Origin of the sequence: Streptomyces sp. NBC_00442 (assembly GCF_036014195.1) — a bacterium.
Lineage (GTDB): Bacteria > Actinomycetota > Actinomycetes > Streptomycetales > Streptomycetaceae > Streptomyces.
Map to the genome: position 1 here is coordinate 2,303,469 of NZ_CP107918.1, position 20,545 is coordinate 2,324,013.

Annotated in this window: 20 protein-coding genes; 9 read left to right on the forward strand and 11 right to left on the reverse strand. The window is 72.4% G+C overall.

Annotated features, from left to right (window positions below):
* Positions 1–11: 11 nt before the first annotated feature.
* Positions 12–869 (reverse strand): helix-turn-helix domain-containing protein, encoded by an 858-nt coding sequence (locus tag OG432_RS10145; RefSeq protein WP_328309936.1) that lies wholly within the window; start codon positions 867–869, stop codon positions 12–14.
* A gap of 135 nt (positions 870–1,004) precedes the next feature.
* Between OG432_RS10145 and OG432_RS10150 the strand changes: the two genes are divergently transcribed.
* Both OG432_RS10150 and OG432_RS10155 read left to right on the forward strand, forming a co-directional pair.
* Positions 1,005–1,931 (forward strand): MBL fold metallo-hydrolase, encoded by a 927-nt coding sequence (locus tag OG432_RS10150; RefSeq protein ID WP_328309938.1) that lies wholly within the window; start codon positions 1,005–1,007, stop codon positions 1,929–1,931.
* A gap of 74 nt (positions 1,932–2,005) precedes the next feature.
* A complete protein-coding gene (locus tag OG432_RS10155) occupies positions 2,006–3,445 on the forward strand; it encodes a carboxylesterase/lipase family protein (protein ID WP_328309940.1) in 1,440 nt (479 codons plus the stop codon).
* A 19-nt stretch (positions 3,446–3,464) separates the two neighbouring features.
* Here the strand turns inward: OG432_RS10155 and OG432_RS10160 are convergent, their stop codons facing one another.
* Positions 3,465–4,385 carry an NYN domain-containing protein gene (locus OG432_RS10160; protein WP_328309942.1) on the reverse strand — a complete coding sequence of 307 codons (921 nt, stop codon included), beginning with the start codon at positions 4,383–4,385 and terminating at the stop codon, positions 3,465–3,467.
* 277 nt (positions 4,386–4,662) lie between these two features.
* Between OG432_RS10160 and OG432_RS10165 the strand changes: the two genes are divergently transcribed.
* On the forward strand, positions 4,663–4,815 hold the full coding sequence (locus tag OG432_RS10165) for a hypothetical protein (RefSeq protein ID WP_328309943.1): 153 nt from the start codon (positions 4,663–4,665) through the stop codon (positions 4,813–4,815).
* A 155-nt stretch (positions 4,816–4,970) separates the two neighbouring features.
* On the opposite strand, the gene OG432_RS10170 is transcribed toward OG432_RS10165, so the two are convergent.
* From OG432_RS10170 to OG432_RS10180, 3 genes are all read right to left on the reverse strand, one after another.
* Positions 4,971–5,576: a MarC family protein gene (locus OG432_RS10170; protein ID WP_328309944.1), complete on the reverse strand. Its 606-nt coding sequence runs from the start codon at positions 5,574–5,576 to the stop codon at positions 4,971–4,973.
* Between the two features lie 165 nt (positions 5,577–5,741).
* Positions 5,742–6,611 (reverse strand): PHP domain-containing protein, encoded by an 870-nt coding sequence (locus OG432_RS10175; protein ID WP_328309946.1) that lies wholly within the window; start codon positions 6,609–6,611, stop codon positions 5,742–5,744.
* Positions 6,612–6,771: 160 nt separating this feature from the next.
* Entirely contained in the window at positions 6,772–7,410 is a 639-nt protein-coding gene (locus OG432_RS10180; RefSeq protein ID WP_328309948.1) for a DUF6758 family protein, read from the reverse strand.
* Positions 7,411–7,573: 163 nt separating this feature from the next.
* Here OG432_RS10180 and OG432_RS10185 point away from each other — a divergent pair, with 163 nt between their 5' ends.
* Positions 7,574–8,815, forward strand: coding sequence for an MFS transporter (locus OG432_RS10185; protein WP_328309950.1), 1,242 nt, complete (start codon positions 7,574–7,576; stop codon positions 8,813–8,815).
* A gap of 380 nt (positions 8,816–9,195) precedes the next feature.
* Here the strand turns inward: OG432_RS10185 and OG432_RS10190 are convergent, their stop codons facing one another.
* The gene (locus OG432_RS10190) at positions 9,196–9,780 is read right to left on the reverse strand and encodes a suppressor of fused domain protein (RefSeq protein ID WP_328309952.1); all 585 of its coding nucleotides are present in this window, start codon (positions 9,778–9,780) and stop codon (positions 9,196–9,198) included.
* A 485-nt stretch (positions 9,781–10,265) separates the two neighbouring features.
* Between OG432_RS10190 and OG432_RS10195 the strand changes: the two genes are divergently transcribed.
* Positions 10,266–11,459, forward strand: a complete 1,194-nt coding sequence (locus OG432_RS10195; protein ID WP_328309954.1) for a magnesium and cobalt transport protein CorA — start codon at positions 10,266–10,268, stop codon at positions 11,457–11,459.
* Here the strand turns inward: OG432_RS10195 and OG432_RS10200 are convergent.
* Positions 11,422–12,381, reverse strand: a complete 960-nt coding sequence (locus tag OG432_RS10200; protein ID WP_328309956.1) for a DMT family transporter — start codon at positions 12,379–12,381, stop codon at positions 11,422–11,424. The two genes, OG432_RS10195 and OG432_RS10200, sit on opposite strands and share 38 nt — an antisense overlap.
* Before the next feature lie 68 nt (positions 12,382–12,449).
* Between OG432_RS10200 and OG432_RS10205 the strand changes: the two genes are divergently transcribed.
* Positions 12,450–12,959, forward strand: a complete 510-nt coding sequence (locus OG432_RS10205; protein ID WP_328309958.1) for a hypothetical protein — start codon at positions 12,450–12,452, stop codon at positions 12,957–12,959.
* Positions 12,960–13,032: 73 nt separating this feature from the next.
* On the opposite strand, the gene OG432_RS10210 is transcribed toward OG432_RS10205, so the two are convergent.
* Positions 13,033–13,779, reverse strand: coding sequence for a hypothetical protein (locus OG432_RS10210; protein WP_328309960.1), 747 nt, complete (start codon positions 13,777–13,779; stop codon positions 13,033–13,035).
* Positions 13,780–13,969: 190 nt separating this feature from the next.
* On the opposite strand from OG432_RS10210, the gene OG432_RS10215 reads away from it, so the two are divergent.
* Genes OG432_RS10215 through OG432_RS10225 form a run of 3 tightly spaced genes read left to right on the forward strand, consistent with a single transcriptional unit; the run spans position 13,970 to position 16,986 of the window.
* Positions 13,970–15,247, forward strand: coding sequence for a magnesium transporter MgtE N-terminal domain-containing protein (locus OG432_RS10215; RefSeq protein WP_328309962.1), 1,278 nt, complete (start codon positions 13,970–13,972; stop codon positions 15,245–15,247).
* A complete protein-coding gene (locus tag OG432_RS10220) occupies positions 15,234–15,809 on the forward strand; it encodes a DUF1003 domain-containing protein (RefSeq protein WP_328309964.1) in 576 nt (191 codons plus the stop codon). Before OG432_RS10215 ends, OG432_RS10220 begins: the two co-directional genes overlap by 14 nt.
* Positions 15,810–15,852: 43 nt before the next feature.
* On the forward strand, positions 15,853–16,986 hold the full coding sequence (locus OG432_RS10225; protein WP_328309966.1) for an Mrp/NBP35 family ATP-binding protein: 1,134 nt from the start codon (positions 15,853–15,855) through the stop codon (positions 16,984–16,986).
* Between the two features lie 116 nt (positions 16,987–17,102).
* Here OG432_RS10225 and OG432_RS10230 read toward each other — a convergent pair whose 3' ends face one another.
* The 3 genes from OG432_RS10230 to OG432_RS10240 form a co-directional block, all read right to left on the reverse strand.
* On the reverse strand, positions 17,103–17,783 hold the full coding sequence (locus OG432_RS10230; protein ID WP_328309968.1) for a hypothetical protein: 681 nt from the start codon (positions 17,781–17,783) through the stop codon (positions 17,103–17,105).
* Positions 17,784–17,915: 132 nt separating this feature from the next.
* Entirely contained in the window at positions 17,916–18,368 is a 453-nt protein-coding gene (locus OG432_RS10235; protein WP_328309970.1) for a sec-independent translocase, read from the reverse strand.
* Between the two features lie 213 nt (positions 18,369–18,581).
* Positions 18,582–20,540 (reverse strand): trypsin-like peptidase domain-containing protein, encoded by a 1,959-nt coding sequence (locus tag OG432_RS10240; RefSeq protein ID WP_328309971.1) that lies wholly within the window; start codon positions 20,538–20,540, stop codon positions 18,582–18,584.
* Positions 20,541–20,545 lie beyond the last annotated feature (5 nt).

Below are 20,545 nucleotides of genomic sequence, written 5' to 3' on the forward strand. Positions count from 1 at the left end.
TCCGGTGCGGGTCAGAACCTGGCTCGCGCCTGCCGCAGCAGCGCGAGGGCGCTTTCGGAGGGTGAGCCCGCGGCGGTGGTGCACACGGTGAGCACCTGCCCCGGTGAACGGGCGACCGACAGGGCCTGCTGCGTCACCGTCACCGCACCGACGACCGGATGGCGCAGCTCATAGGTGGCGGCGTCGCACGGCGCCACGCGGTGGTCGCGCCACAACGCCACGAACTCCTCGCTCTTCATGGTCAGTTCACCGATCAGCTCCGCGAGGAGCGCGTCTTCGGGGTGCCGGCCGACGGCGACGCGCAGGTTGCCGACCACCGCGCGGGCCTTGCGCTTCCAGTCGGCGTACAGCTCACGGCCGTGGGGGTCGAGGAACAGCATCCGGCTCATGTTGGGGCGCCGTGCCGGCTCGTCCGGGTCGCGGGGGTCGAGATGTCCTGCGAGCAGGGCGTGTCCGAGAGCGTTCCAGGCCAGGACGTCCATACGGCGGCCGAGCACGATCGCGGGCACGCCGTCGACGGCTCGGAGCAGGTCGCGCGTCTCGTCGGCGAGCTTTTCCGGGCGCGGGCGGCGCATTCGGGGCGCGTGGCGGGCGGCGTCGGCGAGGCGATCGAGGTGTGCGCGTTCGTGGGCGTCGAGCAGGAGGGCGCGTCCGATCGCGTCGAGCACCTCGGCCGACGCGCCGCGCGACAAGCCCTGTTCGAGCCGTGCGTAGTACGAGACGCTGACGCCCGCCAGTTGGGCCAGTTCCTCCCGGCGCAGTCCTGCCACGCGCCTGCGGGGCCCGAGGTCGCGCAGGCCGACATCCTCGGGTCGCAGCCGCGCCCGTCGGGCCAGAAGGAAGGTGCCGAGGGGTCCGGGTGCGTTCATCGCCCCAGTATTCGACGCGCGGCCCGCTGCCTGCCACACCCTGCGAGGAGTAGGACAGAGCGGGAGTGGCGCGTGTCCGCCCCGGTGTCCAGGCTCGGTCCCGTTCGACCACCGTACGGACCCTGGGACGGATTCATGATTCACCCTCCACCCGAGCAGCTCACCCTTGGCGACGTCACCGTCACCCGTGTCAAGGAGTTCTACGGCTCGGCCCGGATGTCGCCCGGCCAGTTCTTTCCCGACAGCCCCGACGGCTCGTGGGGCGAGCAACGGGCTTGGCTGGCGCCCGACTTCTGGGACCCGGCAACGGACGAGTGCCACACCGCGATCCAGTCCTGGCTGCTGCGCAGCGAGGGACGCACCATCCTCGTCGACACGGGGGTGGGCAACCACAAGGACCGGCCCTATGCGCCCGTGTGGAGCCGTCTGGACACCGGCTACCTCGCCAATCTCGCCGCGGCGGGGGTGCGGCCCGAGGACGTCGACCTCGTGATCAACACCCATCTGCACATCGACCACGTCGGCTGGAACACCCGTCTCGACGGCCGGAGTTGGGTGCCGACCTTCCCCAACGCCACCTATCTGATGAACCGGCGCGACTTCGACTTCTGGGATCCGGCCAACGGCAACGAGAGCGTGCTGGGGCGCGGGAATCAGAACGTGTTCGAGGACAGCGTCACGCCGGTCCACCGGGCCGGGCTCACCCGTCTGTGGGAGGGGTCGTACCGGATCGACAAGAACCTGCGTCTCGACCTCGCCGCGGGACACACGCCCGGCTCTTCGGTGCTCACTCTGGAATCCGGCGGCGACCGGGCCCTGTTCGTCGGGGATCTGGTGCACACCGCGCTGCAGATCGCGGAGCCCACGACCAACTCCTGCTTCTGCGAGGACCCGGTGGAGTCCCGCGCGACCCGGCACAGACTGCTCGGCCGCGCCGCCGACACCACCATGCTCGTCTTCCCCGCGCACTTCGGCGGCCATGGTGCGGCCGAAGTCGCGCGCGACGGTGCGAAGTTCGCGATCAAGCAGTGGGCGCCCTTCTCGCGCCTGCCCCCTTGCTGAGCAACTCCTCGCCGACCGATTCCTTGTCGACCGACTCCTTGCTGACCGACTCCTTCAGAGAGGCAGGGCCTCCCGTGCCCCATCAGGCAGATCCTGTGGTCGTCACCCCGGCGGGCGCCGTACGCGGGATCCGCGACGGCTCCGGCGAGCGCTTCCGCGCCATCCCCTACGCCGCCGCCCCCACCGGTGCCGGCCGTTTCGCCGCGCCCGCGCCGCACCCGGGCTGGTCCGGTACCCGCGACGCCACGCGCCCCGCGCCCACGGCGCCCCAGCCGGCCCGTGACTTCGGTTCGCTGGACATGAACCCGTACTTCGGGCCCGGCTGGGTGCCCGCCGACGAGTACCTGACCGTCGACGTCCACACACCGGCCGCCGACGACGGGCGGCGCCCCGTCATGGTCTTCGTGCACGGCGGCGGGTTCGTCGCCGGTTCGAGCCGCGCCGCGCTGTACGACGGCGGCGCGTTCGCCCGCGACGGTGTCGTTCTCGTCACGCTCACCTACCGCCTGGGCATTCCCGGGTTCCTCGATCTCGCGGGTGCGGTGGCCAACCGCGGGCTGCTCGACGTGCTCGCCGCGCTCGGCTGGGTGCGGGACAGCGTGGGGGCGTTCGGCGGGGACCCCGGGAACGTCACGCTGTTCGGACAGTCGGCGGGGGCCACGCTCGTCGGCGCGCTGCTCGCGACGCCGGAGGCCGACGGCCTGTTCCGGCGGGCGATCGTCCAGAGCGGCAACGGCGTCGGCGCGTTCACTCCGGAGCAGGCGGGCCGGGTCACCGCGGCCGCGGCCGCCGCGCTGGGCGTCGAGCCGACCGCCGAGGCGTTCGCTGCGGTCCCGGACGCGGACTTCCTGACGGTCCTGCCCACGCTGGCCGGCCTCGACCTGCGGACCGCCACCGCCACGGATCCGCTGGCCGGGCTCAGCCCATTCGCCCCCGTCCTCGCGGTCCAGCCCGCCGATGCCCTCGCCGCCGGCCCGGCCGCCGACGTCGATCTGCTCATCGGCGCCACCACCGAGGAGGGCAGGCTCTATGTCGTGCCGCAGGGGAAGCTGGAGTCGACCACGGAGGCGGAGCTCCTCGCCGTCGTCGCCCGGGTCCACGCCGAGCCCGGGGCCGCGCTCGCCGCACACCGTGCGGCACGGCCGGACGCGACGCCGGGTGAGCTGCGCGCCGCCGTGCTCGGGGAGGCCCTGTTCACGGCCGGTACGACGCGCTTGGCGCGGGCTCACGCGCGGATCTCGGGCGGCCGCACACATCTGTATGCGTTCGGATACCGCTCGACGGCCCTGGGCGGGCGGCTCGGTGCCGCCCACGCCGTCGAGCTGCCCTTCGTCTTCGATGTCGCCGACAAGCCGTGGCTGCACGGGGAGTCCGGCCTGCTCGGGCCGTCCCCTGTTCCGGCGGGCCCTGCGGCACGGATGCACGGCGCCTGGGTGGAGTTCGCGCGCACGGGCGACCCCGGCTGGGCTCCCTACGACCCGCGATGCCCCTCGGCGCACCGCCTCGGCGGCTGATCCCGTCGGTACTGAGCCGTCAGTACTGCGCCTGGAGGTGCTGCCAGAAGCCGTCGCGCAGGGCACGGCGCAGCTCGGCGTGGCCGCGCAGGGAGTACTGGAGCAGTCGCTCCGCCTCGATGAGGAGGTCCTGGTCGACCGGGCCCGGCAGGTAGGGGTGGCCGGGCAGGAGGTCGGCGAGGGCGGCGCGCCCGCGCTCGGAGAGCCAGGTCGCGGCGATCCGGGCGCCGACGAAACGCACGTCCTCGCGGCTGGGGGCGGGGCCCTCCTGCTCGTACAGGGTGACGGGGCGCCGGGTGACGTACGGCTTGCAGAAGTCGAGGTCGAAGGTGCGCTGGCTGTCGACCTCCCAGAGCAGGGGCTCCGCCTGGTTGCGGCCTTCGGCGGCCTCGATGCCCCAGAGGTGGACGCGCGCGCCGTAGCCCTGGGCGGCCTCGACGGCGGAGACGAGGTCCTCGTCGCCGCCGATCAGCGCGGCGTCGCTGATCGCGCGGTGCCTGGCCAGGGACTCCAGGTCGGAGCGGATCAGGGAGTCGACGCCCTTCTGCTGGTTGTTGGCGTTGAGGTTGCCGAGCCTGACCTTGACGTCGGGGAGCTCGGCGATCGACTGCTGTTCGGTGGTGTGGATGCGGCGGCGGGCGCCGTCGTACCAGTAGACGCGGAGCAGCCGGCTGTCGGCGAAGATCGTGCGCGCCTTGTCGATGAGGGCCTCGATCAGGCCTTCGGCGTCGAGGTCGAAGGAGCGGCGGTCCTCGGTGCCGGTGACGAGCAGCCCGGCGGCCGCGTAGACGTAGCCGGCGTCGACGAAGATCGCATGTGTGGAGGGTGTCTTCGCGACTTCGGCGAGCATGCGCTGAAGCAGCTCGTTGGTGCGGTCCAGCTTCCGGTCGAGCCGGGCCGCGATACCGTCGGGCGCCTGGGGTACCTGGGAATCATCCATACGCTGTCCATTGTCGGCGCCGTGACGGACCGGGCACAACCGGGCACACGCGGTCCCGCCCCGACCCCGATCCTTAGCCACGCGAAAAATTTCCTTAGCGTAGGGAATGTTTGCTGGAGGCAACTCGTTGTCCCTTACGGAACGCGTTGCACAGCAGCCACGCAATCCACTCTTAACGGGCGGGCAACCGCCCCGACGCCTCGCGGGAGCAGGCTGAGCCATCAGCCCCCCGCACCAGTAGTTCTCCTAGCAGGAGGATCAGACGAAGGGAGAAGCCATGCGCTTCGAAATCATGCGCCTGGACGACGTCGACGGTATCGCCGTTGACAGCACCGTCGTGGACGCCGCCTCCGTCAACCGGATCGTGCAGCAGGCCGCGGCAATGGGCCAGCGCATCTACATCCGCCCGGCCGAATCCGCGGCCTCGTAACGCGTAAGAGGTAGTGCTCCCGCACGTCGGTGATGACCGACGGCGGGTGCCGTATGTGAAGGGCGCCCCCGTACATGGATGTACGGGGGCGCTTCTGCGTGTCCGCGGGGCCTTGCCGGCCGCCGGGGGTGGCTCGGGCTCGGTGCTCCGGGGAGTCAGTTGGCGTGGATGACCTGGGTGATGCCGTTGATGATCTGCTGCACCGCGAGGGCGGAGAGCATCATGCCGGCGAGCCGGGTCACCAGGACGACGCCGCCGTCCTTGATCACGCGGATGATCAGCAGCGAGTACCGCATGGTCACGTACAGCACGACGTGGATGGCGATGATCGCGGCCCAGACCGACACCTGGCCCGCGAGCGAGTCGTGGTTCTGGACGGCCAGGATCACCTGGACGATCGCGCCGGGGCCGGCGAGCAGCGGCATGCCGAGGGGGACGAGCGCGACGTTGACGTCCTTGGTCTGCTGGGGCTCGTCGGTCTTGCCGGTGAGCAGGTCGAGCGCGATCAGGAGCAGCAGCAGCCCGCCCGCGATCATCAGCGCGGGGACGTCGATGTGCAGATACGCCAGGATCTGGTGCCCGACGAGACCGAAGAGCGTGATCACTCCGAGCGCGACGGCCGCGGCCTGCCAGGCCATTCTGCGCTGGACCTTGGCGGCCCGCCCGGCGGTGAGCGCGAGGAAGATCGGCGTGATCCCGGGGGGATCCATGATGACGAACAGGGTGAGGAAGAGGGAGCCGAAGACGGCAGCGTCGAACACGGTGAGCCTTGCAGGATGAGGGGGGTGTACGGAGAGATGTGGGGGCCGCGCGGCGCACGGGCCGGCCGGGCCCGGACCCCGGGGGCCGCGCGGGGGCGGCCGGACGGGGCTCGTGAAAAAGGGCGGTGCGGGGGCGGGGCCCCGCGGGGCGGGGGGCGACTCCCGCTACGGGCGGTCGCTTCCGCCCGCGCCCGGCACGGGGAAGGCTCCCGTGGCGCGGCGAGTGATCTCGCCGTAGATCTCGGGGTCGGTGGTGCACTGGCCGAGCCGTACGGTCTTGCGGCTGCCGTGGTAGTCGCTGGAACCGGTGGTCAGCAGCCCGAGCTCGTCCGCGAGGGCGCGCAGCCGGGCCCGCGTGGGCTCGTCGTGGTCGGTGTGGTCGACCTCGATGCCGTCGAGTCCGGCGGCCGCGAGCTCCGCGATCACCGATTCGGGCACGACCCGGCCGCGCTTGAGGGCGAGCGGGTGGGCGAAGACGGTGACGCCGCCGGCCGCCTTGACCAGCCGGACCGCCTCGAACGGGTCGAGCTCGTGCTTGCCGACGTAGGCGCGGCCGCCGTCGCCGAGCCAGTCCGGCACGAAGGCGTCGGAGACGGAGGCGACGACGCCGAGTTCGACGAGTGCCTCGGCGACGTGCGGGCGGCCTATCGAGCCGTCGCCCGCGATCCGGGCGACCCGCTCCCAGGTGATGGGCACGCCGAGGTCCTGGAGCTTGGCGACCATGCCCTGGGCGCGCGGCACCCGGTCGTCGCGCACGAGCTCGCGCTCGCGGGAGAGCTCGGGCTCCTCCGGGTCGAAGAGGTAGGCCAGCATGTGCAGGCCTACGCCGTCGACGCGGCAGGAGAGTTCGGCGCCGGTGACGAGGGTGAGGTCGAGGTCCGGGAGCGCGGCGACGGCCTCGGCGTATCCGCGGGTGGTGTCGTGATCGGTCAGCGCGACGACGTCGAGCCCGGCGGCCGCAGCGTTGCGGACCAGCTCGGCGGGGGTGTCCGTACCGTCCGACGCGGTGGAGTGGGTGTGCAGATCGATGCGCACGACGCGTACTCCAGGGCATAAGGGACGGATCAGGGGACGGTCAAGGATAACCGCCCGCCCACGTGCCGCCGTCCGCACCGCACGCACCCCTCCGGCCGTCGGCCCGCGGTCCGTCGTCCGCCCGCCCGCGCCTCACCGCCCGCGCCGGCCGTCCGCGCCGTCAGGACAGGATGCGCGGGGTGAGGGCCCCGCACGGCAGCAGTTCGACCTCGGCGCCCGCGTCGCGCAGGTCGGTCAGGACGAGTTCGTCGTACATGAGGAGCCCGGACTGTTCGGGCCACACGATGGCCCACAGCCACAGGCCGCGCGCCTCGCCCGCGAAGACCGCGCGGTCGTCCGGGGTGCGGGTGACGTGCCACAGCGGGGTGGGCCGGCCGGCCGCGAGGACCTTGCTGTGCGGGGGCTTGTCGACGCTCATGTACGGGCCGGGGTCGGGTCCTTCGATCCCCGCGTACCGGGCGCCGAGCCCGACGCCCAGCTCCTCCGCCACCAGGATCAGCTCCCCCAGACCGCCGAGGGGCCCGGGGCCCGAGCAGGCCACGGCGGTCGCGCGGCCGCCGCTGCGGTCGTCGCCCGCGTAGCCGACGCCGGTGAACAGCCAGCCGACCGGGAGCGGCCAGGGCATCCATACCGGCACCTGCGAGCGGCGCACCACGACTTCGAGGCCCTCGACGCTGGGCGGGAGGATCGGCTGGAGCGGATGGACCGGGCCGTGGGCGTCGCACTGCCAGGTGTCGGCGAAGAGACCGGGCGCCCTGACCCGGCCTCCGCACTTCGGGCAACTGGGTTCGCCCCTCATAAAGCCCCACGCTCCTCCCCGGCCGTCGCCCCGTCAAGGACGATCACCCGTCCGGAGGCCGGAAGAAAAGTAGTTTCATGTTGCACTCATTAGCCTTGCTAAGTTATTGTGTGCATTGCACAACGATCTTGTGATCACCCATCCAAGGGAAGCGGGAGCTGCCATGCGGCAAGGAAAGGACCCTCTCGACGAAGGCGCGGGAGCCGGCAGTCTGTTGCGCCAGCCCAAAGCGGTCTGGGCGACCGCGGGCGCCTCCGTCGTCGCCTTCATGGGCATCGGCCTGGTCGACCCGATCCTGCCCTCCATCGCCAAGGGCCTGGACGCCACACCCAGCCAGGTGTCCCTGCTCTTCACCTCGTACTTCCTGATCACCGCCGTCGCGATGCTGGTCACGGGGTTCATGTCCAGCCGGATCGGCGGCAAGAAGACGCTGCTCGTGGGCCTGGCCCTCGTCGTGGTGTTCGCCGCGCTGGCCGGCACCTCGAACTCCGTCGGCGAACTCGTCGGCTTCCGGGCCGGCTGGGGCCTCGGCAACGCGCTGTTCGTCTCCACCGCGCTCGCCGTCATCGTGGGCGCCGCGGCGGGCGGAAGCGCGGCGGCGATCCTGCTGTACGAATCCGCGCTCGGGCTCGGCATGGCCTGCGGGCCGCTTCTCGGCGCGATCCTCGGCGACATGAAGTGGCGCTATCCGTTCTTCGGCACCGCGGCGCTCATGGCGATCGGCTTCATCGCGATCACGGCGTTCCTGAAGGAACAGCCGAAGCCCGCGCGCAGGACCTCGCTGCTCGATCCGATCAAGGCGCTCGGCCACGGCGGGCTCGCCTCCGCGGCCGCGTCCGCGTTCTTCTACAACTACGCGTTCTTCACGGTCCTCGCCTTCACCCCGTTCGTCCTGAACATGTCGCCGTACAAGTCGGGCGGCGTCTTCTTCGCCTGGGGTGTGCTGCTCGCGGTGTTCTCGGTGCTGGTCGCGCCACGGCTCCAGCAGCGGTTCGGCTCCCTGAAGGTGCTGGGCGGGTCACTCGTCCTGCTCGCCGCCGACCTGGTCGTGCTCGGCTACGGCAACCACACCACCGCGGTCGCCGCGACCGTGGCATCGGGCGCGTTCATCGGGCTCAACAACACCGTCTACACCGAGTTGGCGCTCGGCGTCTCGGACGCACCGCGGCCGGTGGCGAGCGCGGGCTACAACTTCGTCCGCTGGTTCGCCGCCGCCGCCGCCCCTTACTTCGCGCCGAAGATCGAGGAGTGGAGCGACATCCACATCCCGTTCGTGGTGGCGGCCGTCGCGGCGGTGCTCGGAGCGGTGATCGTGTGGGTGCGGCGCGCGTCGCTCACGCACGAGGCCGAGGAGCTCCGTCCGGAGCACGCGGCCGAGGACGGGGTATCGGTGTTCGCGAACTGAGCCCGGCCTCGACAGCCCGTCCGGCATGTGAGGAGGAGCGCCGCTGAGCCGCGATACGGGGCCCGGGGCCGAGCCCCCAGGAATCCCGGCCTTCGGGTGCGGGCCGGTGGGTGGCTGGTCGCGCAGTTCCCCGCGCCCCTTGGCTACTTGGTGCGGGGCGGCATGGACATCCTCAGCCCGTCCGGCGATTGAGGACGAACGCCCTTCAGGCGCGATACGGGGTCCGGGGCGGAGCCCCGGGAATTCCGGCGCCTTCGGGTGCGGCGTGCTCGCTTCTCGCGCAGTTTCCCGCGCTCCCGCAGGGCACCGCACCCGGCACCGAACAGTCGCGCCGCCTGGCAGGGCAGCCCGTGCCGAACGGCGCGCCCGCTGGGGTGGCTCTAGTCCAGCGGTACGGACTTGCGCAGCGGGTCGCGCAGGTCCGTGCCCTGGTTCAGCCACCGCTCCTGGAGCTCCTGCGCCCCCCGCACCCGCTTCCACGCCGCCTCGTTCGTGGTCATCGGCAGCAATGGCAGGAAGCGGACCGGGTCCATCGGGGCGTCGAGCTCCAGGTCCTCGACGAGCCCGCCGGGCTCGGCCACCAGGACCGAGGTGAAGGGGGCGCCGGGCCACAGCGCGTCACCGGTGTCGAGCGAGGCACCCGGGGCCACCACCACGCCCTCCACCTGCGGCGAGGCGGCGAGCACGGCGAGCGCGCGGAGCACCTTGTCGGTGTCGGCGAGCCCGGCGCGCACGGACAGGATCAGCTCGGCCCGCGGGCCCTTCACCGGGTCGGCGAGCGCCGAGGTCGGATCGGCCATCGGCTGGGCGGACATGCCGAGCGTGGCGTACCGGACGATGTCGCCCTCGACGAACCGCAGCACCTCGATCCGGTCCGTGCCGAGAAAGGTGACCGCGGCACGCGCGTCCGGCTCGCCCAGCGTGGTGCGCAGCCGGGCCTCGACCAGAGCAAGAACATCATCCATGGGCCGAGCATAGAAGGCGTATGCAACCGGCAAAGAGGGGGCTTGCGCAGTGGTGGGCTGATAGTCTTGGCCGCTGTTCGGGACAGCAGGAAGTTCCCCACGGGGGACCGGCTGGAGGAGGTGGGGCTGCGATGGATCGAAGTCGGCCTGGCAGTACCAACCGCTCTTCCGCACGGCTGCGTTGTTCCCGGTGATCTGTTTCTCTCGGTGATCCGAGAGCCTGTTTACCCGGCCTCCGCGCCCGGAAACACCTGAGTCTCATGGCGTTTCGCCCAACGGAAGAGCACATCGCCTCGCCTTGTCCGTTTCAGTAGCGAACGCCGTCCGCGCGTGCCCCTGTGGTGCCGCCCGCTTTGCGAACGTGCGCGATCGACGCCTCACGGGGTGATCCACCCCCTTCGGTCTCCTTCGCCGCAGCACGTCCTCATTCCGGGCAGTTCCAGAGCGTCACGCCCTACGACGGCCCTCCGTGAAGGAGTCCTGCCATGTCGATGATTCGTGACCTGCGCGCCGTGGTCCGCCCCGCGCTGCGCAAGACCAGCACCCCGTACAACGGCTACGACACCACCCGCGACCCGTCGGCGAGCAGCGCCGTCGTCGATTGCGCGGTCTACCGCGACGGGCGCCGCGTGCAGTCCCCGCAGTGCGTCCCGTCCCCGCCCGGCGCGTCGGGACCGCCGGGCGCGTCCGGTGCCTCCGGCGCTTCCGGTCGGGAAGCGGAGTGCCTGACGCCCCGTGAGGCGATGCGCCGGGTGCGCGAGGACGGGGGCTTCGCGTGGATCGGCCTGCACGAGCCGACCGAGGCCGAATTCGCGGGTATCGCGGCCGAGTTCGGGCTCCACCCGCTCGCCGTGGAGGACGCGGTCCACGCCCACCAGCGGCCGAAGCTGGAGCGCTACGACGACACCCTGTTCACCGTCTTCAAGACGATCCACTACGTGGAGCACGCCGAACTCACCGCGACCAGCGAGGTCGTCGAGACCGGCGAGGTGATGTGCTTCACCGGCCGGGACTTCGTCATCACCGTCCGGCACGGCGGCCAGGGCTCGCTGCGCGCGCTGCGCAACCGCCTCCAGGGCGACCCCGAACTCCTCGCCAAAGGCCCCTCCGCCGTGCTCCACGCCATCGCCGACCAGGTGGTCGACGGGTATCTCGCGGTCGTGGACGCGGTGCAGGACGACATCGACGAGGTCGAGATCGAGGTGTTCTCCGCCCCGGCGAAGGGCAGCCCGCGCGGCGTGGACGCCGGGCGGATCTACCAACTCAAGCGCGAGGTACTGGAGTTCAAGCGGGCCGTCTCGCCGCTCCTGCGTCCGATGCAGCTCCTGAGCGAGCGCCCGATGCGCCTGGTCGATCCGGACATCCAGAAGTACTTCCGTGACGTGGCCGACCACCTCGCCCGCGTACAGGAACAGGTCATCGGCTTCGACGAACTGCTCAACTCGATCCTCCAGGCCAACCTGGCGCAGGCCTCCGTCGCGCAGAACGAGGACATGCGCAAGATCACCTCCTGGGCGGCGATCATCGCCGTACCGACGATGGTGTGCGGGGTGTACGGCATGAACTTCGAGTACATGCCGGAGCTGCACTGGAGGTACGGCTACCCGGTCTCGATGGGTCTGGTGGCCGTGGCGTGCTTCGTCATCCACCGCACCCTGAAGCGCAACGGCTGGCTCTGACGGCCTGTTCCGGCGCCGCTCGGGACGTCCGGCCCGCCCGTACGACGAGGGCGAGGCCGGCCAGGATCACCAGGAGCGCGGGGTAGGCGAGCGCCGGGGGCCGCTGGCCGAGCCAGAGGGCGGCGATGAGGGCGGCGCCGGGGGTTTCGAGCAGGATCGCCGTGGAGGTGACGGACGCGCCCAGGTTGGCCACCACGCGGTTGAGCAGCGAGTGCCCGATGAGCTGGGCGGTGAGAGTGAGCAGGCCGAGCTTCAGCCAGGTCGCGCCGGAGTACGAGGTGAGCTCGGCCCCGCTGAGGAGCGTGGCGGCCAGCAGGGCCACGGCGGCCGTGCCGTAGCAGAGATAGGTGTACGGCACGGTGTCCACGCTCCTGCGGACCTCGGCGCCGAGGAGCACGTAGCCGGCGGCCGCGATCCCGGCGCCGAGGGCGAGCGCGTCGCCGGCGAGGGCGCGCGGCGACAGGCTGAGGTCGACGCCGGTGAGCAGCAGGACCCCGACACAGGCCGCCAGGGTGCCGCTCCACACCAGGGCCGGGGGGCGGTGGCCGCGCAGGCGCAGCGCGAGGGTCGTCCAGATCGGGGTGGTGGTGCACAGCGCGGTCGAGGAGGCGACGGACGTCATGCTCAGGCTCGGCAGCCACAGCCCGAAGTGCAGCGCGAGCAGGAGGCCCGCGCCGATCGTCAGGCCCACCTCGCGCCGGGTCAGCGCGCGCAGCCGGGCCCGGTACCTGAACCAGGCCACCGGTGTCAGGGCGCCCACCGCGAAGGCGTTGCGCCAGAACGCGACGGCGAGCGCGGGCGCGGCGGTCGCGGCGATCAGCGGCGCGGACAGGGAGACGCCGGCGATGGCGACGCCCAGCAGGACGAAGTCGGTGCGGGGGACGGCCGTCGGCTGCGGCGGCGGGCTCGTGGCAGTGGTCACGGCCGCAGCGTAAGGGCCGTCACGGGATTACGGAACTGACTATGCCCGGGGGCCTCTACTGTGGTGCCATGACGCAGACGTTGCTCGACCAGGCCCTTGTCGAGGAGGCCACCAAGAAGTCCGGGCTCATCTGGGTGCGTGGCGCCGGGGTGGCCGAGCGGGCCCTGTGGCACGCGTGGATCGACGGGTCGGCGTACGTCGTGGGCGGCGGGCCCGGCGAGCAGCCGCTCGACGGCCTCGCGGACGGCGGCACAGCCACGGTGCTGGTGCGCTCCAAGGACAAGGGCGGCCGCCTGGTGACCTGGACGGCGCGCGTCCGCGAGATCCCGCCGGGCTCCGCGGCGTGGGACACGGCGGTGGCCGAGCTGAAGGGCAAGCGCCTCAACGCCCCCGACGGGGAGGCGATGCCGGCGCGCTGGGCGGCCGAGTGCCGTCTCCTGGGTCTGACGCCCGAGGGCCCGCTGGAGCCCGCCCCGGACGGCTCGCTCGCGGTGGCCCCGGTGGCGTCGCCCGCCACGACCCGGCATCCGGTGCCGGCCGCGCTGCCCAAGCTGCTCCTGAAGCGCAAGCGGCGCTGAGACCGGGGCCCGTCCGCGGACCGGGTCCGTCCGCGAACCGCGTCCGGCGCCGTGGGGCGGCACGCCGCGGCGGCTATGTCGCCGGGAGCTGTTTGCCGTAGTCCACCGTGGCGCCCTTGGCCGGCGGCGCCAGCGTGAAGTCCTTGTTCCAGTCGGCCAGTTCGAGGACGCCCGCCCCGCCGGCCCGCTGGAAGCGCAGCGGGTAGGGCGTGCCCTGGAGGGCGACGTCGAGGGTGCCGCCCTCGCCGTCCCGGCCCGCCTCGATCCGTATCGTGCGGACCGCCCCGACCTCGGAGCGGTCGCCCTTGGAGAGCGTGCCCTGAAGGCCGAGCATGCCCTTGAGCAGCACCGACTTCTCGGTGAACCCGCGCAGCTGCTGATAGGCGGGGTCGCCCGACGGCACCTTGACGTACTTGTCGTCGAGCTTGCCCGCGGCCGCGCTCGCGCCGCCGGGATCGCTGTGCGACCAGAACCCCGCGTCCGCCTTCAGGAACAGGTCTTCGCCCACCCGCAGCAGCCCGAACGTGGTCTTCTGCGAGGTGACCGTGCCCGTGCCGCCGCTGTTCTTCAGCTTCATGTCGATCTTGTACGAGCCGCCCTTGCTGACCAGCGTGCCCGACAGGCGCACGGCGTCGGCGCCGTCGGCCGCGGTGCGCGCCTTGCTCTCGATGTCGGGGGCGGACAGCTTGCCGACGCCGTTGGTCCCCTCGTCCGGGTCCGTGCCGCACGCGGTGAGGGCTGCGGCGAGCCCCGCGCACAGCACGACGGGCAGGGCGGCCCTGCGGGCCCGTACCCGCGGGGACCAGGGGGATGAGGTCACCTGCGTACTGCCTCTCGCATGGATGTGGGGGTCGGCAGACCGCACCCTACCCGCACGGTCCGCGCCGCCCGCCGGGGCGCCGTACGGACGACCCGCAAGGGCGTACCGCGCGGCCACCGGCTAGCCTGAAGCCCTTGTCCCGCGGTGCGTCGCGACACGTGGGACACCCGGAACGGAAGGAGGCGCGCACATGGCGGCAGCCGCCCCCAGAGTCTTCGTCTCCCACCTCTCCGGCGTCGCCGTCTTCGACCCCAACGGCGATCAGGTCGGCCGGGTGCGCGATCTGGTGGCGATGCTGCGCGTCGGCCGCCGCCCTCCCCGGCTGCTCGGCATCGTCGTCGAGGTGGTGAGCCGCCGACTGATCTTCCTGCCGATGACGCGGGTCACCGGTGTGGAGTCGGGCCAGGTCATCACCACGGGCGTGGTCAACCTGCGCCGCTTCGAACAGCGCCCGACCGAGCGGCTCGTACTCGGCGAACTCCTGGACCGGCGCGTCACGTTGGTCGAGAGCGGCGAGCAGGTCACGGTCCTCGACGTCGCGATCCAGCAGCTCCCGGCCCGTCGCGACTGGGAGATCGACAAGGTCTTCGTACGCCGCGGCAAGTCGGGCGCGCTGCGCCGCAAGGGCGAGACGCTGACGGTGGAGTGGTCGGCCGTCACGGGGTTCTCCCTGGAGGAGCACGGGCAGGGCGCCGAGAACCTCGTCGCCACCTTCGAGCAGCTGCGCCCCGCCGACCTCGCCAACGTCATGCACCACCTCTCGCCCAAGCGCCGGGCCGAGGTGGCCGCGGCCCTCGACGACGACCGGCTCGCCGACGTCCTGGAAGAGCTGCCCGACGACGACCAGGTGGAGATCCTCGGCAAGCTGAAGGACGAGCGGGCCGCCGACGTCCTGGAGGCGATGGACCCGGACGACGCCGCCGACCTGCTCTCGGAGCTGCCCGAGGAGGACAAGGAGCGCCTGCTGACCCTGATGCAGCCGGACGACGCGGCGGACGTGCGGCGGCTGCTCTCGTACGAGGAGCGCACGGCGGGCGGTCTGATGACGACCGAGCCGATCGTGCTGCGCCCCGATGCCACGGTCGCCGACGCGCTTGCCCGGGTCCGCCAGCAGGACCTCTCGCCCGCGCTCGCCGCGCAGGTCTACGTCTGCCGGCCGCCGGACGAGACGCCGACCGGCAAGTACCTGGGCATGGTGCACTTCCAGCGGCTGCTGCGCGAGCCGCCGTTCACCCTGGTCAGCTCGGTGGTGGACAGTGACCTGAAGCCACTGCCGCCGAACGCCTCGCTGCCGTCGGTGACCAGCTTCCTTGCCGCCTACAACATGGTGGCCGCGCCCGTGGTGGACGAGAGCGGCTCGCTGCTCGGCGCCGTGACCGTCGACGACGTACTCGACCACCTGCTGCCGGACGACTGGCGCGAGACGGAGTTCCACGGGCCGGAGGGGGTGCCGGATGGGCGCCACTGACCGGACGGAGGAGCGCACCCGGGCCGCCGGCGCGAGCGCGGTGACGCGCGGCCGCGCCCGGCTCGACCAGCCGCGCTCGGGAAAGGTGCGGCTGCTCCCGGAGTGGGACCCCGAGGCGTTCGGCCGGTTCAGCGAGCGGATCGCGCGCTTCCTCGGCACCGGGCGGTTCATCGTCTGGATGACCCTGATCATCATCCTCTGGGTCCTCTGGAACATCTTCGCGCCGAGCAGCCTGCGCTTCGACAACTACCCGTTCATCTTCCTCACGCTCGCCCTCTCCCTCCAGGCCTCGTACGCGGCCCCGCTGATCCTGCTCGCGCAGAACCGGCAGGACGACCGCGACCGGGTCACCCACGAGCAGGACCGCAAGCAGAACGAGCGGTCCATCGCCGACACCGAGTACCTCACCCGGGAAATCGCGGCGCTGCGCATGGGCCTCGGCGAGGTGGCCACCCGCGACTGGATCCGCTCCGAACTCCAGGACCTGGTCAAGGAGATGGAGGAGCGCAGGAACGTATTCCCGCCGGAGCGCGCCCACGGACGTGACGAAGGCGACCGCTGACAGGGCTATCCGTACGGTGCGGTAAGCGCCGTACCATCACCGTATGGCTACGGAAGACGCGGTGCTTGAGGCACTGGCGACGGTGAACGACCCCGAGATCCACCGACCGATCACTGAGCTCGGCATGGTCAAATCGGTGGAGATCGGTACGGACGGGACGGTCGCCGTCACGGTGTACCTGACCGTCTCCGGCTGCCCGATGCGCGAGACCATCACGAAGAACGTGACGGAGGCGGTCGAGCGGGTCGAGGGCGTCAGCCGCGTCGACGTGACGCTCGACGTGATGAGCGACGAACAGCGCAAGGACCTGGCGTCCGCGCTGCGCGGCGGCACCGCCGAGCGCGAGGTGCCCTTCGCCCAGCCCGGCTCGCTGACCCGCGTCTACGCGGTCGCCTCCGGCAAGGGCGGCGTCGGCAAGTCCTCGGTGACGGTCAACCTGGCGGCCGCGATGGCGGCGGACGGCCTGAAGGTCGGCGTCGTGGACGCGGACATCTACGGCCACTCCGTGCCCCGCATGCTGGGCGCCGACGGCCGGCCCACCCAGGTCGAGAACATGATCATGCCGCCGTCCGCGCACGGCGTGAAGGTCATCTCCATCGGCATGTTCACGCCGGGCAACGCGCCCGTCGTGTGGCGCGGCCCGATGCTGCACCGCGCGCTCCAGCAGTTCCTCGCGGACGTGTACTGGGGCGACCTGGACGTGCTGCTGCTCGACCTGCCGCCGGGCACCGGTGACATCGCGATCTCGGTGGCGCAGCTGGTGCCGAACGCCGAGATCCTCGTCGTGACCACCCCGCAGCAGGCCGCGGCCGAGGTTGCCGAGCGGGCCGGCTCGATCGCCGTGCAGACCCACCAGAAGATCGTCGGCGTCGTCGAGAACATGGCGGGCCTGCCGTGCCCCCACTGCGACGAGATGGTCGACGTGTTCGGCACCGGAGGCGGCCAGAAGGTCGCCGACGGGCTGACGAAGACGACCGGCGCCACGGTGCCGGTGCTCGGCTCCATCCCGATCGACGTCCGGCTTCGCGAGGGCGGCGACGACGGCCGTCCCGTCGTGCTGTCCCACCCCGACTCCCCCGCCGGCGCCGCGCTGCGCGCCATCGCGGGCAAGCTGGGCGGCCGCGCCCGCGGCCTGTCGGGCATGTCGCTCGGGATCACCCCGCGCAACAAGTTCTAGGCCGCGTACGACAGCGGTAGCCGTACCCGTACCCGTACCGGCAGCGGCAGCGGTAAGGGGCGCTCGCCATTGCGAGCGCCCCTTACGCGTACCCGGGTGCGGTTACCGGCCCCGCCTCACTCGTACGAGGTGAGGTCCTCGATCACCGAGAAGCCGAGCCCGTACGCGCTCAGACCGCGCCCGTAGGCGCCCAGGTGCACACCGCTGCGCGCCGACCCCGCGAGGATCCAGCCGAACTCGGACTCGCGGTAGTGGAACTCGGTGGGCTCGCCGTCCACGGGCAGCGAGAGCGTCGACCAGTCGGCGCCGGCCAGATCGTCGGCGAGTTCCCAGGCCGCCTCGGTCTGCTGGTCGAGCCAGTCGCCGCGCAGCACGTGGTCCATCTGCGCGGGCCAGGTGAAGGCCAGCAGCCCCGACCCCGCGAGCCAGGCCGCCGAGGAGACCGAGGTGGCCTCCAGGACGCCCGTACCGTCCCCACTGCGGCGCACGGGGTTGGCGGGGATGGTCACGACCACCGCGAACCTCTCACGGTCGCTCACGGCCGCCGCCTCGGGCCGTATCGACGGCTCGTCCCCGTGCCCGATCGAGCCGTGCTGGACCGTGCCGTCGGCCGCCACGGTCACCTGCATCAGCCACCGGGGCCCGGTGAACGCCTCGTCGAGGCCGTACCAGGGGAAGGGCGCGCGCAGATAGCCGTCGACCGTACGCCGGGCACCCGGCACTCCCTCCGGTGTGGACTGGGCGCTCTGGGGCGCCCCTTGAGCGGACTGCCCCGCTGCCCGGCTTGTCGTCTCCATCTGCCCGGCCGCCTCCTAGATCAGTAGCGTCCGGAGCGGCCCGCCCCCCTCGGGCGTCCTGGCTTCCGGACAGATGGAGGATAGCCACCTGATCGCGACTCGCCGGAAAAGCCCATGTGGGCTTGGCGTGTATCAGGTGGCGTCGGCGTCGAACGGGGGGCGCTCGCCCGGGTCGAGCTTCTCTCGCTTCTTGACGAGGTCGGGGGCGCCGCCCGACCCGTTCACCGACCCGTTGGCGGCCGTGGTGGCCGGGGCCGGCTCACGCCCGTGCACCGCGTCGGCGACCTCTTCCATGTCCTTGCGGAGGTCGAAGCTGCTGCGGATCTCCTTCAGGCCGAGGTCGTCGTTCTCCATCAGCTGCTTGCGGACGAACGTCTTGGGGTTCAGGTCCTCGAATTCGAAGTCCTTGAACTCCGGGCCGAGCTCGGCCCGGATGTCCTGCTTGGCGCTCTCGGAGAAGGAGCGCACCTTGCGGATCACGTTCGAGACGTCCTGGATCAGCTTGGGCAGCTTGTCCGGGCCGAAGATGAGCACGGCGAGGACCACGAGGGTGCCCAGCTCCATGGGCCCTATGTCAGTGAACACCCGCTGCTCCTCGTGTTCTCATTGCTCGCTGTCCCGGCGCCCGGTCTCGGCTCCGCGTCCCGTCATGGACCGCTCCACGGTACCCGGCCGAGCTGTCGGCGCGGTACCTCCGGGGTGACCATTGGGCGTCGGACCGGGTCCGGCCGGCCGGGGACCGCCCGTACGGCGGTGTCCCCGGCTCAGGAGGCCGAGCCGGGTCTGGTCTCCCCCGGCTCAGGAGGCCGAGCCGAGCGTCAGGGTCAGCTCCCGCTCCTTGCCGTCCCGTCGCACCGTCAGACCCAGCCGGTCCCCCGGGCGGTGGGCGCGGATCTTCACGATCAGCTCCTCGCCGCTGTGCACCCGCTGACCGTCCACCTTGGTGATCACGTCCTGCGACGCGACGCCGGCCTTGGCGCCGGGGCCGCCGGGGACGACGGCCGGCTTGCCGTCGCTCGCCTTGTCGCCGACGCGCGCGCCGTCGCCGGTGTACTTCATGTCGAGCGTGACGCCGATCACCGGGTGCGTCGCCCGGCCCGTGTTGATCAGCTCCTCGGCGACCCGCTTGGCCTGGTTGACCGGTATGGCGAAGCCGAGCCCGATCGAACCGGCCTGGCCTCCGGCCTCGGTGCTGCCGCTCCCGGCGGACCGGATCGCGCTGTTGATGCCGATGACGCGCGCCTTGGAGTCGACGAGGGGGCCGCCGGAGTTGCCCGGGTTTATCGGGGCGTCGGTCTGGAGCGCGTCCACATAGCTGACGTCGCTGCCGTCACCGCTCTCGCCGCCCGCCGTGATCGGTCGCTCCTTGGCGCTGATGATGCCGGACGTCACCGTGTTGGAGAGGTCGAAGGGCGCCCCGATGGCCACCACCGGGTCGCCGACCATCACGTTGTCGGAGTTGCCGAGCGCCAGGGGCTTCATCCCGGATACGCCGTCGACCCTGACGACCGCGAGGTCGTACCCGGCGTCGCGGCCGACCACCTGGGCGGGCGCGCTCTCGCCCCCGCTGAACGTCACGGAGATCTTGCCCGAGGCACCGGCGGGCTGCACCACGTGGTTGTTGGTCAGGATGTGCCCGGCGTCGTCGAGGACGAAGCCGGTGCCGGTGCCGGACTCGGTGGCCCCGGTGACGTGGATGGTGACCACGCTCGGCAGCGCGCTCGCGGCGATCCCGGCGACGCTGTCCGGCGCCCGGCCCTGCGGCTCCGCGCCGGCCTGCGGGAGGTGCACGCTGGTGAGCTTGCCGTTGCGCTCCACGTACGCCCCCACGCCGCCGCCGATGCCTCCGGCGACCAGCGCGAGCAGCACCGCACCGGCGAGCAGCGCACCGCGCCGCCGCCTCCGCGGCTCCGGTGGCCGCCCGGCCCCGCCGAACGGCTCACCGGGCTCACCCCAGGGGTCGTACGCGGCCCACTGCGGGGCCGGGGTCGCCGAAGGCTGCGGGGGTACGGCGTAGCCGGGCTGGGCGGCGGGTGACTGCGGGGTGGGCACGGGGTCCTGGTACGCGGGCGCCGGGGTGGCGGCCGGTGCCTGGGCTGCGGCGTAGGCGGCCTGCGGCGGCAGCGGGGTCCCCCCGGGCGGCGTCGGCACCGGCCGCTGCACGGGCGGCGCGGGCGCCCACGGACCGGGCCCGCCATAGGGCGGGGTGCCATAGGGATCGGGCGCGTGCAACGGGCCGGCCCGCCCGGCGCCGGGCGGGCCGGCGAGGGGGGCGCTCTCGGCAACGGGGTCGGGGACAGGGGCGGGCTCGGGGCGGTCCACGGTCCCGGCATCGGCGGCGCCGGACGCGCGGCTCCCTGCGGGCCGGTCGCCGTCCAGGCCGCTCCCGCGCACACCGTCGGGACGGGCCGAGGCGGAGGCCGGCGGGGCCAAGTCGTAGGTGTCGGCCGGGAGTTCGGCGGGGCTCGCGGGGGCGACCTCGTCGTGGAGGCCCGCGGGGGCGGACGCCGCGGGGCCGGCCCCGTTGTCAGGGCCGGCAGGGTCGGACGCCGCGAGGCTCGCAGGACCAGCCTCGCCGTGGGAGCCCGCGGGGGCGGACGCCGCGGGGCTCGCGGGGCCGGCGGCCTCGAGAGGGCCGGCGGGGTCGGGCGCGGGGGCGCAACCGGGTGCCGGGGCGGGGTCGGTGGTGCGCGGGTGGCCCGTCGGTGGACGGCTCCACCATCTGGGCTTCGGCCCGGTGGGCTTCTGCTCGTTCATGCTCT

Coding starts and splice junctions, on each gene's coding strand:
- OG432_RS10145 (WP_328309936.1), bottom strand. CDS start 869: ATGAACGCACCCGGACCCCTCGGCACCTTCCTTCTGGCCCGACGGGCG.
- OG432_RS10150 (WP_328309938.1), top strand. CDS start 1,005: ATGATTCACCCTCCACCCGAGCAGCTCACCCTTGGCGACGTCACCGTC.
- OG432_RS10160 (WP_328309942.1), bottom strand. CDS start 4,385: ATGGATGATTCCCAGGTACCCCAGGCGCCCGACGGTATCGCGGCCCGG.
- OG432_RS10165 (WP_328309943.1), top strand. CDS start 4,663: ATGCGCTTCGAAATCATGCGCCTGGACGACGTCGACGGTATCGCCGTT.
- OG432_RS10180 (WP_328309948.1), bottom strand. CDS start 7,410: ATGAGGGGCGAACCCAGTTGCCCGAAGTGCGGAGGCCGGGTCAGGGCG.
- OG432_RS10185 (WP_328309950.1), top strand. CDS start 7,574: ATGCGGCAAGGAAAGGACCCTCTCGACGAAGGCGCGGGAGCCGGCAGT.
- OG432_RS10190 (WP_328309952.1), bottom strand. CDS start 9,780: ATGGATGATGTTCTTGCTCTGGTCGAGGCCCGGCTGCGCACCACGCTG.
- OG432_RS10195 (WP_328309954.1), top strand. CDS start 10,266: ATGTCGATGATTCGTGACCTGCGCGCCGTGGTCCGCCCCGCGCTGCGC.
- OG432_RS10205 (WP_328309958.1), top strand. CDS start 12,450: ATGACGCAGACGTTGCTCGACCAGGCCCTTGTCGAGGAGGCCACCAAG.
- OG432_RS10215 (WP_328309962.1), top strand. CDS start 13,970: ATGGCGGCAGCCGCCCCCAGAGTCTTCGTCTCCCACCTCTCCGGCGTC.
- OG432_RS10220 (WP_328309964.1), top strand. CDS start 15,234: ATGGGCGCCACTGACCGGACGGAGGAGCGCACCCGGGCCGCCGGCGCG.
- OG432_RS10225 (WP_328309966.1), top strand. CDS start 15,853: ATGGCTACGGAAGACGCGGTGCTTGAGGCACTGGCGACGGTGAACGAC.
- OG432_RS10230 (WP_328309968.1), bottom strand. CDS start 17,783: ATGGAGACGACAAGCCGGGCAGCGGGGCAGTCCGCTCAAGGGGCGCCC.
- OG432_RS10240 (WP_328309971.1), bottom strand. CDS start 20,540: ATGAACGAGCAGAAGCCCACCGGGCCGAAGCCCAGATGGTGGAGCCGT.